The organism is Erwinia piriflorinigrans CFBP 5888 (assembly GCF_001050515.1).
Classification (GTDB): Bacteria; Pseudomonadota; Gammaproteobacteria; order Enterobacterales; family Enterobacteriaceae; genus Erwinia; species Erwinia piriflorinigrans.
On record NZ_CAHS01000017.1, the window covers coordinates 110682 to 125883 of the forward strand.

Here is a 15202-nt window from a genome sequence, read left to right on the forward strand (position 1 = left end):
TATTACCTCTTATGCCAGACGCGGGTTAACTTTATCAGCATCGATGTCGAATCTGGCGATCGCTTCAGCAACGACTTTCTTATCGATTTCGCCACGTTTAGCCAGTTCACCCAGCGCTGCAACCACTACGTAAGACGCGTCCACTTCGAAGTGGTGACGCAGATTTTCACGACTGTCTGAACGACCGAAACCGTCAGTACCCAGTACGCGATAATCGCTGGCCGGAATAAAGCTGCGCACCTGCTCGGCAAACAGCTTCATGTAGTCGGTAGATGCCACGGCAGGCGCATCATTCATCACCTGAGCGATGTACGGTACGCGGGCTTCCTCGGTTGGGTGCAGCATATTCCAGCGCTCACAATCCTGACCGTCACGCGCCAGTTCGGTGAACGACGTCACGCTGTACACGTCAGAACCGACGCCATAGTCTTTCGCCAGAATCTCTGCCGCTTCACGGACGTGACGCAGAATAGAGCCTGAACCCAGTAGCTGTACTTTGCCTTTGCTACCTTCAATCGTGTCCAGCTTGTAGATACCCTTACGGATACCCTCTTCTGCACCGGCCGGCATAGCAGGCATATGGTAGTTTTCGTTCAGCGTGGTGATGTAGTAGTAAACGTTTTCCTGCGCTTCACCGTACATACGCACCAGGCCATCGTGCATGATAACCGCCACTTCATAGGCGTAGGCCGGATCGTAGGAGATACAGTTCGGGATAGTCAGCGACTGAATGTGGCTGTGGCCATCTTCATGCTGCAAGCCTTCACCGTTCAGGGTGGTACGACCGGAGGTGCCGCCGACCAGGAAGCCGCGCGCCTGCTGGTCACCCGCTGCCCAGCACAGATCGCCGATACGCTGGAAGCCGAACATCGAGTAGTAGATATAGAATGGGATCATTGGCAGATTGTTGGTGCTGTAAGACGTTGCCGCCGCCAGCCAGGATGCGCCTGCCCCCAGTTCGTTGATCCCTTCCTGTAGGATCTGACCTTTCTCATCTTCTTTATAATAAGCAACCTGCTCACGGTCCTGCGGGGTGTACTGCTGGCCGTTCGGGCTGTAAATACCGATCTGACGGAACAGGCCTTCCATCCCGAAGGTACGCGCTTCGTCGGCAATGATTGGCACCAGGCGATCTTTGATCGATGGGTTCTTCAGCATCACGTTCAGGGCGCGCACGAAGGCGATAGTGGTTGAGATCTCTTTGTTCTGCTCATCCAGCAGCTGGCGGAAATCCTCCAGCGCCGGCATTTCCAGCTTCTCGCTGAATTTCGCTTCGCGCGTTGGCAGGTAACCGCCCAGTTTTTCGCGCTGACCGTGCAGATAGTTATGCTCGTCTGACCCTTTTTCGAAGGTCACATACGGCAGTTTTTCGATGTTGGCATCGTCAACCGGCACGTTGAAACGATCGCGGATGTAGCGTACGCCATCCATGTTCATTTTCTTCACCTGGTGGGCAATGTTTTTGCCCTCGGCGGTTTCACCCATACCGTAACCTTTCACGGTATGCGCGAGGATCACCACCGGCTTACCTTTGGTGTCCTGCGCTTTTTTCAGCGCGGCGTAGATTTTCTTCGGATCGTGACCGCCACGGTTCAGTGACCAGATCTCGTCGTCGGTCATATCTTTCACCAGCTCGGCGGTTTCCGGATAGCGACCGAAGAAGTGCTCACGCACGTAGGCACCGCTTTTCGATTTGAAGGTCTGGTAGTCACCGTCAACGGTTTCGTTCATCAGCTGGATCAGTTTGCCGCTGGTATCTTTGCGCAGCAGCTCGTCCCAACGACCGCCCCAGATCACTTTGATCACTTCCCAACCGGCGCCACCAAAGATGCCGTCCAGTTCGTTGATGATCTTGCCGTTACCGGTGACCGGACCGTCCAGGCGCTGTAGGTTACAGTTGATGATGAACACCAGGTTATCCAGTTTTTCACGGGTGGCGATGGTGATCGCCCCTTTGGATTCCGGTTCATCCATCTCGCCGTCGCCGAGGAAGGCGTAAACGGTCTGCGCAGAAGTGTCTTTCAGGCCACGGTGTTCCAGATATTTCAGGAATTTAGCCTGATAGATAGCCCCCAGTGGGCCAAGGCCCATAGAAACGGTCGGGAACTGCCAGAAGTCAGGCATCAGTTTAGGATGCGGGTAAGAGGAGAGGCCTTTACCGTGCACTTCCTGACGGAAGTTGTTCAGCTGGTCTTCGGTCAGACGGCCTTCAAGGAAGGCACGAGCGTATACGCCCGGAGAGATATGGCCCTGGAAGTACACCAGATCGCCGCCGTCTTTTTCGGTGCGCGCACGGAAGAAGTGGTTAAAGCACACTTCATACACGGTGGCAGAAGACTGGAAGGAGGACATATGACCACCCAGTTCCAGATCTTTTTTCGACGCACGCAGAACGGTCATGATCGCATTCCAGCGGATAGCGGAACGGATACGGCGCTCTAAAGAAGCGTTGCCAGGATACTCCGGCTCATCTTCAACGGCAATAGAGTTGATGTAGTTACTGGCGGACGTACCGGCAGCCACATTAACGCCACCTTTACGTGCTCCGCTCAATACCTGGTCGATCAGATACTGCGCACGCTCAACACCTTCTTCACGGATGACCGACTCGATCGCTTCTAACCAGTCGCGAGTTTCAATCGGATCCACGTCATTGTTTAAACGTTCTGACATGGGGGTATTCCTTATCTGTGTCTAATTTCGTTAAATTGTCTGGAACCTGTCTCTCTGTGCTCTTGTTTGCGATAAAGCACAGAGAGACAGGTTCTTGGTGAGTCACATACCGTTTTCGGGTACGCGCCGCGTTATATCTACGCGTTAGTCCTTACGTTGCTGCAAACGGCGCAAGGAGCGTTCTCTACGACTTTGCTCCCGACTTCTGTCCAGCAATACTTCCTCGATAAACGCCAGATGGCGGTGTGAAGCTTCACGCGCCTTTTCCGGCTCGCGTGCCACAATCGCCGTGAAAATACTGGCGCGATGTTCGCTAACCCGCGCCAGGGTTTCACGGCGCGCGTAGAGCATTTCAAAGTTCTGCCTGACGTTCAGTTCCAGCATCGGTCCCATGCTACGCAATAAATGCAGCAGCACGACATTATGTGCCGCTTCTGTGACAGCAATCTGATACTGCATCACGGCATCCGCTTCCGCATCCAGATCGCCATTTTGCTGGGCGGTTTGAATCTGAAAATGACAGTCGCGAATACGTGCCAGATCTTCATCAGTGCCGCGCAGCGCGGCGTAATAGGCAGCAATGCCTTCCAACGCGTGACGCGTTTCTAACAGGTCAAACTGGGATTCAGAATGGCTGGCCAGTAATTCAGCCAGCGGGTCACTAAGACTTTTCCACAGACTCTTCTGCACGAAAGTGCCACCGCCCTGACGGCGTAATAGTAGCCCCTTCGCTTCCAGACGCTGAATAGCTTCACGCAGTGATGGACGGGAGACGTCAAACTGCAATGCCAGCTCACGCTCGGGCAGCAGCTTTTCTCCGGGACGCAGCGTCCCTTCCATAATCAGGGACTCAAGCTGTTGCTCAATAGCATCAGAGAGCTTTGGTTGGCGGATCTTGCTGTAGGCCATCATCCCTTCTCTATACGATTAGCCGAAGTAAATTGGTCATACCAATTTCAAAAAGGTGCCAGTAAACTAACAAAGTATTCACCTGATGTCCATATGGTAACCCGTGGAAACCAGACCTTGCTCTCATACCCTGGCGGCGCTCAGGCATCCTGTTACCGTTATCTCAAGTGGATAAAAAGCCGTGATCTAAAGTTGTTACATAAGATCGTTTTTTTGAATCGAGGCAGCGAGTTAGTGCAAAAATCGCGGTGCGTCATAAGAGAATATTATTCGTCATTCTGGTGGATTTGTGACAAAAGAAGGAGGTCGTGTTATCTGATACACACGCTGTTTTTTTACGCAACCTTACTCATATAATGCGAAACCGGGTGCATTAGCCGGCCCTTACCACTATTCTCTGCGCTGGGATAGCTTCTGACCGATATTTTGCTTATCAGAGACGTAAAGATTTCGATACATTGCAACATCAGGATGAAAAGCACAGCTAATAACTCTGCGGCTTTAGCATGGCAGAGATTGAAAGCCTGACACAGGCACTAATAAGAAAGAGGTTTCTATGGAACAACAGCAGGCCGACACGCTGAAGCGCGGCTTAAAAAATCGCCATATCCAGCTGATTGCGTTGGGGGGAGCCGTCGGAACAGGACTCTTTCTCGGTAGCGCCTCGGTCATCCAATCCGCAGGCCCCGGCGTCATACTTGGCTATGCCCTCGCTGGATTTATTGCCTTCCTGATTATGCGCCAGCTGGGCGAAATGGTGGTGGAAGAGCCGGTCGCCGGTAGCTTTAGCCACTTCGCCTACAAGTACTGGGGTAACTTTGCCGGTTTCGCCTCTGGCTGGAACTACTGGGTGCTGTATGTGCTGGTGGCGATGGCTGAACTGACCGCCGTAGGTAAATATATTCAATTCTGGTACCCGGAAATCCCCACCTGGATGTCTGCTGCCGCCTTCTTCGTGCTGATCAACGCCATCAACCTGACTAACGTGAAGGTTTTTGGCGAGATGGAGTTCTGGTTCGCCATTATTAAAGTGGTGGCGGTGGTCGCCATGATCCTGTTCGGCTGCTGGCTGCTGTTTAGCGGTCACGGTGGGCCACAGGCTACCGTGCGTAACCTGTGGCAACACGGCGGCTTCCTGCCTCATGGATTTACCGGGTTGGTGATGATGATGGCGATCATTATGTTCTCATTCGGCGGCCTGGAGCTGGTCGGAATTACCGCAGCCGAAGCGGATAACCCGGAAACCAGCATCCCCAAAGCCACTAATCAAGTGATTTACCGCATCCTGATTTTCTATGTTGGCTCGCTGACCGTGCTGCTTTCACTGATGCCGTGGACGCGGGTCACCGCCGATACCAGCCCGTTCGTGCTGATCTTCCACGAACTGGGTGATGCGCTGGTAGCTAACGCCCTGAACGTGGTGATCCTCACCGCCGCGCTGTCGGTGTATAACAGCTGCGTTTACTGTAACAGCCGCATGCTGTTTGGCCTCGCGCAGCAGGGCAACGCCCCCAAAGCCCTGCTGAAAGTCGACCGTCGCGGCGTCCCGGTGGTATCCATTTTCTTCTCTGCCGTTGCTACCGCCTTCTGCGTGCTGCTCAACTACCTGATGCCGGGCGAGGCCTTTGGTCTACTGATGGCGCTGGTGGTATCAGCTCTGGTCATCAACTGGGCCATGATCAGCCTGGCACATATGAAATTTCGCCGTAAGAAAGACCACCAGGGGATAAATACCCGCTTCCCGGCGCTGTTCTATCCGTTAGGTAACTGGCTCTGCCTGCTGTTTATGGCGGCGATTCTGGTGCTGATGGCCATCACGCCGGGTATGGCTATCTCCGTCTGGCTGATCCCAGTATGGGTGCTGATCCTTGCGGTAGGTTACTGGGTTAAAACCCGCACCCAGCGCGCTTAATCATCACGCCCGCTTCTGATCCGGCCAGCCCCGCTGGCCGGATTCCTAATCGATGCCAGATTGAAGGCTTTAAATGCATTAAATTAAGAATCTCTGAAGCGGATTGTGGTGGTCGCGTAAGCCTTTAATTTTTTTATTCTTCGCTTTAACGGTGATATTTTCCATATTCATCTTACAGAGACAAATAAGAAAAAACCGCATAAAATAACAATATAACTTACGGAAAATAACGGTACTCACTTAACAGATTTATTTCTATAAACATGCGGCCATCTATTGATAGATTGTTGTTAATCACTTACCTCTTGTCTGCATAATCGTCTGCATAATCACACGTCATGCCATATCCCAAAACTTACCTTATAAATACTCATTGCTGAATATTTTTTGTGATGCATATCTATATTTATAAAAAAAAACCGCTAAAGAATGAACTAATCCGCTATTCTCTGCTTATTAAAACATCAATAAATTATCACTCCTCCTTTAAACTTAAAGGACCATCATGGCTGGCTCTGTTGTCTTGCCTGCAAGTATTGCTGTATATCGGTTTGATGTCCGATGCAGCAGAATGCGGCGTTAAGTAACCTGTTTAAATTGAAATTCAGGTTCTGTCGCTCGCGTGTTATATCCCGATACGTCGGTATATCAGTGACGAAAGGATAATTCCTACTGTTCTTTATCTTTTCATTCCTGGCCACGACGGTTCAGATATCAACGCAGCTCAGATCCCGATTGATAAGTAAGTAATTGCTACTGGGTGATGAGGATAAATGATGATGCGATTAAAAATAAGGGCGATAGTGCTTTTCGCACCGATGGCTTTCACCGCAGTGGCAAATGCGGAAAACGCCTTTTTTACCCCTGAGAAAGTCAGTGTGGATATGGGATTAGGGAGCCTGAGCGGCGAGAGCAAAATGCACGTTTACGATCCACAAATTGGTGGACAAAAGATCTATCAGGCCAACTGGAAATACAACAATGCGGCCATTCTAAAAGGTTCACTTGACTGGGATCTTATGCCGTGGGTATCCGTTGGCGCTGCGGGCTGGACGACTATCGCCAGCCGTGGTGGTAATAGGCATAGTAGCCTTCAGGAAGATGCCAGAGTGGGGCAGTTGGCCACTGAATATGATAATCCGACCCCCTTAAACTACGCCAACCAGTTCGATCTTAATATTAAAGGATGGCTGCTAAACGAACCTGATTACCGCCTGGGCGTTATGGCTGGTTATCAGGAGAGCCGCTACAGCTTTACATCGTTTGGTAACTTTACTGGCTATATTGATCAAGATACAGGCCTCCCGGTTTACAACCCCGTGCACGACGTCGCTTTAAATGGCTATAAGCAGCGGTCTAAAATACCTTACGTTGGCCTGACAGGGAGCTATCGCTACCAACGTTTCGAGTTCGGCGCCACCTTCAAGTATAGTGGCTGGGTACAATCTAATGACCGCGAAGAAAGTTACTTTCAGGAACATACAAGCACAGGTAAGGTTAATAGTCAGAAATACTACTCTCTGGCGGCAAACGCCGGTTACTACGTAACCCCCAACGCGATGCTTTACCTGGAAGGAATCTGGAACCGCACAACCAACAAAATTGGAAACAGAATCACCGATAATCGTCCCGAAGGCACTACAGTTGTAGATGATTTCAGCAGAGGCATTGAGAACTCTAGTTTTATGACCTCGATCGGCCTGAAATACACTTTCTGATACTATTCAGCCGGACTGCCGGTCCGGCTTCTCTGATGTCATTGCACAGTTCGCTACCTACCACCAGCCGGTTTCTGTTTAATAATGAGTCATGCCAGCTTAAAATCCCGCACCCGATATTTCGCAATAATATAGGCAAGCGCTGGAATGTAATTATTTACGCCCACTCAACCAAGCCCGCATAATATTCAATTTATAGTTATTTTATGGCCCGGCATCACTTAAGAAACGTCGTTATTAGAAATCTACCATCAAGGGATTTAAAATTTAAATAAACCCACAAGAAATGATGAAAATAAGATTGTTTTTTATAAAAAATATCGCTAGCCATTCCTTTTCAGTTATGTATTAACCCCTAATCTAAAACACTGGCATCACGTTATTCACCGCCAAGCCATCGAATCTTAAAATCCATTTCAATCACTCTTGCGAATGAAAATAAAATTAGGTCAACCATTATGTAAAAAGACTTAAAACAAATAACGGCATCCACTAACCACCCACAGAGCGGGCATATTTTCAAACTATTTTTAGTAAAAAAGATAACATATCAAATACATCCCCCCACTAATTAATGGAAAAAATATGAAAACCCCAGCAAATCAGCAGCACGGGTACGAATATAGCAGCCAGAAAACACAGGATGAATTCGTTAAACAGCTGGCGAACCAGCCCGGGCTGCACAGCGGCAATACCACCCGCCAGAATTTATGTCGGTTAGGGCTGCATTACCTCTCTTCAACCCCCCTGTCGTTCCAGAGTCAGGGTAACCGCGTCATCTCTGGCAACAAAACCAACCTGACTTCAGCGGTTTATCCTCACCCGCATCACGACCACTGCCCGCACTGGCAGGCTCCCCCCCGGTGCAGGATACGCACAGAGGGTGCACGAAGCGCCCAGCGGGAAAAATCCACCCCGTCGTTGCAGGATCCACATGATAAAATCATATCAATCTCGCCGCTGTCAGCCACTACAGCAAAAAGGGTTAATAACGGTATAACCGGGCTACTCAACCTGATAACCGGCTGCTTGTATCAGACAGACGGATTTATCAATTATTATGACCCGTTAAAAATCCCGATGGCAGAGGCTGCTGTTTTGCGAGTCCCTGTTCAGCACAAGCAAAAGCAGAGAATTATTGCGACGACCAACGAAAAATTCCCGGAGCCTGAACCCCAGTCAAACCCAAAACAGCATATCGATTTTATGGAATCAGCACGGGAAGCACTGGCTCAGAATTATGAAAATTATTATAAAAAATTCCCGTCACTGAAAAATATCGCCGCCACTCTTCTGCAAGAGAAAATAAAGCAGCGCTTTCATTTAAATATTAACCCTGACGAGACTTACTTTGTACACTTCAAGGAACAGGGTAATAACGCTGGTAAAATTACTTTTTTTGAGCCGTTATCAAAGAAAACGCTTACGCAATGTCTTTTTACCAATTTCGACAGTGACTTCTGGGATAACTATGTATGGGTAGATGCGATCAGTGCCATCTATGATGCCTCATATTTACAGAACCATAGCGATAAGTTTGATTTTGCCGACAGAATAAATATCGACGCCACCAAATTTGCCGATCTGGTATGGAGTATTGATTTTTATGGTTATGCTAAAGAAAAACTGGTAGAGCGCTACAGCCACAAAGATGAACAGATCAAACATCTTTTTATCAAATTTATCCATCACCTGGATAGCAGCCAGCTGGATAATGAATCAGCCGGGGATATTCTCAGCGCAGTGGGTTTGACAGAAGATAATAACGTCACCGCCAGACTTTTTGCTATCAACGGATATACCGCCGCGAACGCTTTTGTCTTTAAAAACCGTCACACTTGCCGGGTCACTCTCTACTTCCCCAAAAGTAAGACTAAACTTATCTCCTTCAGAGATGATTTTGAGCTGCGCAGGTGGGTAGTCAATGCCTGTGGAACGCAAGCGGGTCGGGCGGAGATAGCCTCTCACTTTAGCTTTGCTAACAGACAGGATGGCCTTATTTACAAGGGCATTGATACCTGGCTGAACACCCTTAATAACGACAGCAGTTACCTTGACAGAATTATGACAATATCAGCCCCGGTTTCATCCACACTTTTCTTTGCTGAACACCTCAAAGGCATAACGGATAAAGCACTGTCTGATCTCAAGTTACAGGTAAAATCAGATGCCAGAGTCTCTCTTCAGATGTGGGAAGAGGCGATAGACGCATCAAATATTATCCCCAACCCGATATCACCTTTTTTATCCCTCGCCGTGCATATTGGGCATATGATTAGCGCCGTCACCTATAAAGAGAAAATGCAGGAATGGAGCAATATAAAAAACGATGCCGTCAATATTCTCATGATGATATTTTTGGATAAGGTCATATCCTTTCCTGATATGGAAGGATATGAGTTTATAGGATCGATAAAAAAAGTGGATGAGAAAACGGCATTCGAAACACTCCATAAAAGAACGAGTAGAAATGGACTGTCGGTATTCGAGGATGTCAGATATATTTATCATGAACCCACAACTGCTCGTGGTTTGTCAGCTGAAGAAATCGAGCGTATCAGAGCGATTGACGCGTTCTTACCGATAAGAAAAACGGCATTTACTGAAGATATATTGACTCTGAACAGGGACTTGAATAACTATATAAGCCATGATTTACAGGGTTATCCATATGATTTTTTTTGCGGTTTAGGTGACGATACAACCCTGCCTTCTTACATAAAACTTGCCCGCAAAAAATACAGAGTGGCTTTTGCATCCGCAAAGGAGAATCTGGCTATCGCCATAAGCAGGGTTCATGATATTTCTTATGAAAAAGAGATAAAGGAGTACCTTGCCATGTCTCTTAACTCTCACAATGACAAAACACTCAGCGAAGCTATATTCAGACTTAAAGAACAGCTACGGCTTGCCCGTGATTTTCTTAGTGAATCTGAAATAAAAGAGTACGATAATATAGTTATTGTCTCTACAAGGCGTATTACGGACGAGTTCGCCCCGGTTCATTCCCGTAGCAGGATTGAAGACCAAAACCATCTTAAACGTATACCACTGGCTTTCACATTTGTGGAAGACCCGTTACGCAGGATATTTATTATGCTTGACTCCACCGTAGAGAATAACACAGCGGGTAGTTCTATTATGGCGATGAACGTTAACTACCTGGACTCCACTATTCTTCATGAAGCATCCCACCTGGCATCTGACACTTTAGATATCTGTTATAACGAAATACACGAAGAAATATTCCTACCCGGTAACACCCGCGCACTGCGTCGAAAAATAAACGACAAAATAGAAAGTGGCGATATAAAAAATAATATTCACTTTAACAAGTTCATGCGTGAAGCCTATCGGGCATTTGGTATAGACCAGCTTATTGATAGCGAATCTGGATTAAATATCATAAAGACCACCCCAATGCTAAAGTCCAACCTGATAATGGATAATGCTGATACCTTCGTCGCTCATATTAAACGACTGGCAAATATGAATAATAATAAAAAGACCAAAAGAGAGGCTGATGAAGATAATGCCGGTGATGCCGATAAATACCGTTATCTTGGTTTAATATTTATCGCCTCGGCAGAACATTCTGCTAAAAATGCATCATCCAAACTGTACCCGTGAGCACAGTCCGCCGACTGGCATAAAGCCGTTACGCCAGTATTTATCCATCAGCCGCGAAACCACAGCATGTCCGCGTATTAAAGCAGCGTGCCGTAAATCGTCAGTAATGCCACCACTACGACCAATACCAGGGACACTTTTTTGGCCAAAGCTACCGCTACGCGTGGGGTCTCAACTTTATCCATATGAGGATCGCGCACCAGCGAAAAGTGCGCTAACCGGGTCAATACCTGGTACTGTGGAGTATGGCGATCTCCCATTGAGGCAAACCATGCAGGCAGTGCACGCTCACCATGCCCCAGCAATGCATAGGCGACGCCTACCAGCCGCACCGGGAGCCAGTCAACCCAGTGCAAAATGGCATCAACGCCTGACTGAGCGCGGGCCAGAGGCTCTGGCATACGCGCCAGCCAACTCTGCCAGCTGCGAAGAAACGCATACCCCACCAATAGTACAGGCCCCCAGCTGCCACCAACCACGAACCAGAACAACGGGGCCAGATAAAAGCGGTAGTTAATCCATAACAGCGCACTTTGCAGTTCGCGCAGATATTCACGCTCGTCGCAGTCTACTGGCACGCCGTGGATCATCGTTAACTCATCTGCCATCGCATTATGTGCCGCAGTTTCGTTGTGACCGGCCGCTTTCAGATAGGCATGATAGTGTAAACGTACCGAGCCAGCCCCAATACATAACAGCCCTACCAGTATCCAAAACAGCAGTTTAGGTATCCCAAAAAGCAACCCTTTCAATGCCAACAGACAGAGCGCCGCCAGCCCCATAACCACCAACAGCATCAGCAGTGTGCGCGCCAGAGAAAAGTGCTTACGAGCACGGAACAGGGGTATCAAATGATGATCAAGCTGCCAGTGTTCGCCCAGCTTAAATAGACGTTCCCATCCCAGAACCAGTAATAAACTAAATAATGTCATTCCTTAATTCCCGTTGTCTTGGTATGAACGTGAGTTGCCAGGCCAGTGCGAAAACGCAGCCAGTCGAAAGATGGGCCGGGGTCGGTTTTACGCTGTGGGGCAATATTACTGTGCCCGGTAATATGATCTGCCATTAACGGATATTTCTGTACCAGTAATTCAGTTACCGCCTGTAATGCCCGATATTGTGCATCGGTATAAGGCAGCGTATCCGTGCCTTCCAGCTCTATACCAATCGAAAAATCATTGCAGGCTTCGCGCCCCTGATAGCTGGAAATGCCGGCATGCCAGGCCCGCAGGTGAAACGGCACGTACTGTACGATCTCGCCATCACGGCGGATCAGACAGTGCGCAGAGACCTGAAGCCGACAGATCCCGGTAAAATAGGGGTGAACACCGGCATCAAGCTGGCCGGTAAACAGCGCATCAATCCACGGGCCGCCAAACTCCCCGGGTGGCAGGCTGATGTTATGAATGACGAGCAGTGAAGGCGCTTCATCATTCGGTCGCTGATTAACATGCGGCGACGGCACGCGCCGGATGCCCTCAATCCAGCCATCTTGCAGCTGCATACCCTGCTCTCCTCTCTTTTAACGGCAGCAGATTAGCCTGTTTTTTCTGCTTAATCGTGCTTAAGTGACCTGCGTTTTGCTTTTCACCTTATCAACTTGCAGCCGTCTTTGACAGCCGTGGAACCAACTGTGCCAGTAGGATTTCACGCAGACGCTCGGCTGCGGGCGGAATAATCTCTTGCCCCTGATGCAGCACGATCCCCAGTTCAGCCACTTTGGGCAACAAGGGATGGTGCAATATTTGTAGCCCGGCAGGCAGGCCAAATTCACTACGTAATGTCACCCCCAGCCTGGCCGTGGCCGCCGCCCATATTCCACTCAGGCTGCGGCTGGTAAATGCCACACGCCAGGGAATAGCCGCATTATCAAGTGCATCTATCGCACGCATACGAATCAGGCAAGGCGCATCAAATAATAGCAGCGGCAAAGGTTCACCCTGTGCCAGCCATCGCTCAGGCCGCGTCTCTTCACAGCCAATCCAACCCAGGGCAGCCGCCGGTAGTGGCTGCATAAAGCGTGTATTCAGTTCGCCCTGCCAGCACAATGCCAAGTCAAGCTCTCCCTGATGGATCCCTTGCAGCAGCTGCGCATTACCACCAATAGATACTGATACCTGCACCAGTGGATGAGCACGGGAAAACTGGCCGAGCACTTCCGACAACAGCGCCTCGCCAAAATCCTCCTGCAAACCAATACGCACGCTACCGGCAATATTCCGTCCAGCCAATGTGCTGAAAGCCTCATCGTTCAGTGCCAGCAGGCGACGCCCATAGGCCATCAACAGCTCACCATTTTCGGTTAGCTCCAGCCGCCGTCCAGCTTTATGCAAAAGAGGTAAACCGCTTTGTTGCTCCAGTTTTTTCAATTGCGCGCTGACGGCTGAAGTAGAGCGGTTCAGGCGGCGAGCCGCCAATGCAAAGCTTCCCAGTTCCATACCCAGAACAAAACTGCGTAACGCTTCCAGATCAAAAGTTACGGGCCTAAATGACGCCATTAATCATCCTGCTTTTCGGGATTATTGATGCTGAATTATGCGATTTTATAAACTATTTATCAGGATTATGCTGCAACTCTGTTTCAGATAATGGAATTTCACGATGAATCTCTCTCAAAATGAACGCAATTTAATCTGCCGTGTTTTTTCTCTGGTCGGCGCTCCCCAGTGCCTTAAATATTCGGAATACGGGTTATTCGCCAGCGATGAAAATTTTCACCATCCAGCGGAGAAGCAACCATGATTGCCATGCAATATCGCTTCCGCCTGCCCGTCGACTATGACATGAGCATCATTACTACCCGTATTCTGGAAAACGGCCATCAGCTTGATAGCTTTCCAGGACTGTTGCTGAAAGCCTGGTGCTATGCGAGAAGCAGCGACCTGCTTTGTACGGATGAACCGCTTTATGCACCATTTTACCTCTGGCAGGACAGTAGCAGTATGGCAGATTTTCTTACTGGCAGCGGCTTCCGGCGGTTGGTGCAGGATTTCGGCCGTCCACAAATTGACAGCTGGCTGGTGCTGGACTATCGACCAGCCGCTGAACTTTCGCAATCGGCTTTTGCCCGCCGCATCATTACGCCCGTTTTGCCTCGAGAGGATTTGGCACAGTGCCGTTGTTCAAGTGACATCATCGGTGAAAACACGACGCAAATCGTTGCCCTGGATATGCAACATTGGCGGCGGTTAAACTTTCAATTAAGCCCGCTCGCGTTCACTGACCGTGCCGACACTGAGCGTTACCGGGTAGGTCATCTCTCCCTCCCGCATCACATAACGCCGTAGTCCAGGCGCTGGCTGGCAAGGCCAGAATAAACACGTTAGCATGTAGCCTCTTAGTTCCCCGACCTTTCGGAGTTAGATCATGACATCTCGCCGTTACGATGTGGACAGCCGCCGCACCGCGCTGATCGCTCGTCTTGAGGACGATATTCCCCCAAGCGTAGAACAAGCGTTGCATGAGGATTTGGGGGGCGAGATCGACCTCAGTCGCGATATTTCCGCCAGCCTGCTGTCTGCCGATACGCATTCTCATGCAGTGGTAATCACCCGTGAGCCCGGTATTTTTTGCGGTAAGCGCTGGGTTGAAGAAGTGTTCATTCAGCTGGGTAACAAAACGCAACTCACCTGGTTCGTCAATGATGGGGATACCCTGATTGCCAACCAGCCACTTTTTGAAGTGTCTGGCCCCGCTTCACTGCTCCTTACCGCCGAACGCACTGCCCTGAACTTTGTGCAAACGCTCTCTGGCGTGGCGACTGAAGTCAGACGTTATGTCGCACTGCTGGAAGGCACCCGCACCCAGCTGCTGGATACACGCAAAACCGTACCGGGCCTGCGTAGCGCGCTGAAGTATGCCGTATTATGCGGGGGCGGGGCTAATCACCGCCTCGGTCTTTTCGATGCCTTTTTGATCAAAGAAAATCACATTATTGCCTGTGGCTCGATAGCCAAAGCCATAGAAAAAGCCAGCTGGATGCACCCGGATATTCCGGTCGAAGTCGAAGTCGAGTCGCTCGAAGAACTTGAGCAGGCGCTGCAGGCCGGTGCGGATATTGTTATGCTCGACAACTTCACCGTTGAGCAGATGCGAGATGCCGTGAAGCTGAGCGATAACCGCGCCCTGCTTGAAGTCTCCGGCAATGTCACCGATCAAACCCTGCGAACTTTTGCCGAAACTGGCGTGGACTATATATCCGTGGGTGCTCTGACTAAACATATACGGGCCCTCGATTTGTCGATGCGCTTTTGTTAACTCGTCTATCTTGTTTTACCCCAGGCCAGCCATTAGCGCTGGCCTTTTTACCTGAAAAATAGTGTTTTTGCGTGACGGCTTCAGGCAATGAAGTTATGTCATG

General features: G+C 49.5%; 10 protein-coding genes. 5 read left to right on the forward strand and 5 right to left on the reverse strand.

The window, feature by feature from the left end; genetic code table 11:
• Positions 1-9: 9 nt before the first annotated feature.
• Positions 10-2673 (reverse strand): pyruvate dehydrogenase (acetyl-transferring), homodimeric type, encoded by a 2664-nt coding sequence (aceE, locus tag EPIR_RS13575; protein ID WP_023656014.1) that lies wholly within the window; start codon positions 2671-2673, stop codon positions 10-12.
• Positions 2674-2817: 144 nt separating this feature from the next.
• A complete protein-coding gene (pdhR, locus tag EPIR_RS13580; protein WP_048697707.1) occupies positions 2818-3582 on the reverse strand; it encodes a pyruvate dehydrogenase complex transcriptional repressor PdhR in 765 nt (254 codons plus the stop codon).
• Positions 3583-4138: 556 nt separating this feature from the next.
• Between pdhR and aroP the strand changes: the two genes are divergently transcribed.
• The 3 genes from aroP to EPIR_RS13600 all read left to right on the forward strand — a co-directional run bounded on the left by aroP (position 4139) and on the right by EPIR_RS13600 (position 10842).
• Complete coding sequence (aroP, locus tag EPIR_RS13585; protein ID WP_023656016.1) at positions 4139-5494, forward strand: aromatic amino acid transporter AroP; 1356 nt, start codon at positions 4139-4141, stop codon at positions 5492-5494.
• Positions 5495-6270: 776 nt separating this feature from the next.
• Positions 6271-7212: an omptin family outer membrane protease gene (locus tag EPIR_RS13595; RefSeq protein WP_048697642.1), complete on the forward strand. Its 942-nt coding sequence runs from the start codon at positions 6271-6273 to the stop codon at positions 7210-7212.
• 585 nt (positions 7213-7797) lie between these two features.
• Positions 7798-10842 (forward strand): dermonecrotic toxin domain-containing protein, encoded by a 3045-nt coding sequence (locus tag EPIR_RS13600; RefSeq protein ID WP_023656020.1) that lies wholly within the window; start codon positions 7798-7800, stop codon positions 10840-10842.
• Between the two features lie 77 nt (positions 10843-10919).
• Here the strand turns inward: EPIR_RS13600 and ampE are convergent, their stop codons facing one another.
• From ampE to EPIR_RS13615, 3 genes are all read right to left on the reverse strand, one after another.
• The gene (gene ampE / locus EPIR_RS13605; protein ID WP_023656021.1) at positions 10920-11774 is read right to left on the reverse strand and encodes a beta-lactamase regulator AmpE; all 855 of its coding nucleotides are present in this window, start codon (positions 11772-11774) and stop codon (positions 10920-10922) included.
• Positions 11771-12346: a 1,6-anhydro-N-acetylmuramyl-L-alanine amidase AmpD gene (gene ampD / locus EPIR_RS13610; protein WP_023656022.1), complete on the reverse strand. Its 576-nt coding sequence runs from the start codon at positions 12344-12346 to the stop codon at positions 11771-11773. The genes ampE and ampD overlap by 4 nt, the downstream gene beginning before the upstream one ends.
• Before the next feature lie 91 nt (positions 12347-12437).
• Positions 12438-13340, reverse strand: a complete 903-nt coding sequence (locus EPIR_RS13615; RefSeq protein ID WP_023656023.1) for a LysR substrate-binding domain-containing protein — start codon at positions 13338-13340, stop codon at positions 12438-12440.
• 240 nt (positions 13341-13580) lie between these two features.
• On the opposite strand from EPIR_RS13615, the gene EPIR_RS13620 reads away from it, so the two are divergent.
• Positions 13581-14129, forward strand: a complete 549-nt coding sequence (locus EPIR_RS13620) for a DUF4865 family protein (RefSeq protein ID WP_023656025.1) — start codon at positions 13581-13583, stop codon at positions 14127-14129.
• Positions 14130-14208: 79 nt separating this feature from the next.
• Complete coding sequence (gene nadC, locus EPIR_RS13625) at positions 14209-15099, forward strand: carboxylating nicotinate-nucleotide diphosphorylase (protein WP_023656026.1); 891 nt, start codon at positions 14209-14211, stop codon at positions 15097-15099.
• Positions 15100-15202 lie beyond the last annotated feature (103 nt).

Bases quoted from the DNA above. Each gene is read 5' to 3' on its own strand.
- aceE (WP_023656014.1), bottom strand. From the start codon at position 2,673: ATGTCAGAACGTTTAAACAATGACGTGGATCCGATTGAAACTCGCGAC.
- pdhR (WP_048697707.1), bottom strand. From the start codon at position 3,582: ATGGCCTACAGCAAGATCCGCCAACCAAAGCTCTCTGATGCTATTGAG.
- aroP (WP_023656016.1), top strand. From the start codon at position 4,139: ATGGAACAACAGCAGGCCGACACGCTGAAGCGCGGCTTAAAAAATCGC.
- EPIR_RS13595 (WP_048697642.1), top strand. From the start codon at position 6,271: ATGATGCGATTAAAAATAAGGGCGATAGTGCTTTTCGCACCGATGGCT.
- EPIR_RS13600 (WP_023656020.1), top strand. From the start codon at position 7,798: ATGAAAACCCCAGCAAATCAGCAGCACGGGTACGAATATAGCAGCCAG.
- ampE (WP_023656021.1), bottom strand. From the start codon at position 11,774: ATGACATTATTTAGTTTATTACTGGTTCTGGGATGGGAACGTCTATTT.
- ampD (WP_023656022.1), bottom strand. From the start codon at position 12,346: ATGCAGCTGCAAGATGGCTGGATTGAGGGCATCCGGCGCGTGCCGTCG.
- EPIR_RS13615 (WP_023656023.1), bottom strand. From the start codon at position 13,340: ATGGCGTCATTTAGGCCCGTAACTTTTGATCTGGAAGCGTTACGCAGT.
- EPIR_RS13620 (WP_023656025.1), top strand. From the start codon at position 13,581: ATGATTGCCATGCAATATCGCTTCCGCCTGCCCGTCGACTATGACATG.
- nadC (WP_023656026.1), top strand. From the start codon at position 14,209: ATGACATCTCGCCGTTACGATGTGGACAGCCGCCGCACCGCGCTGATC.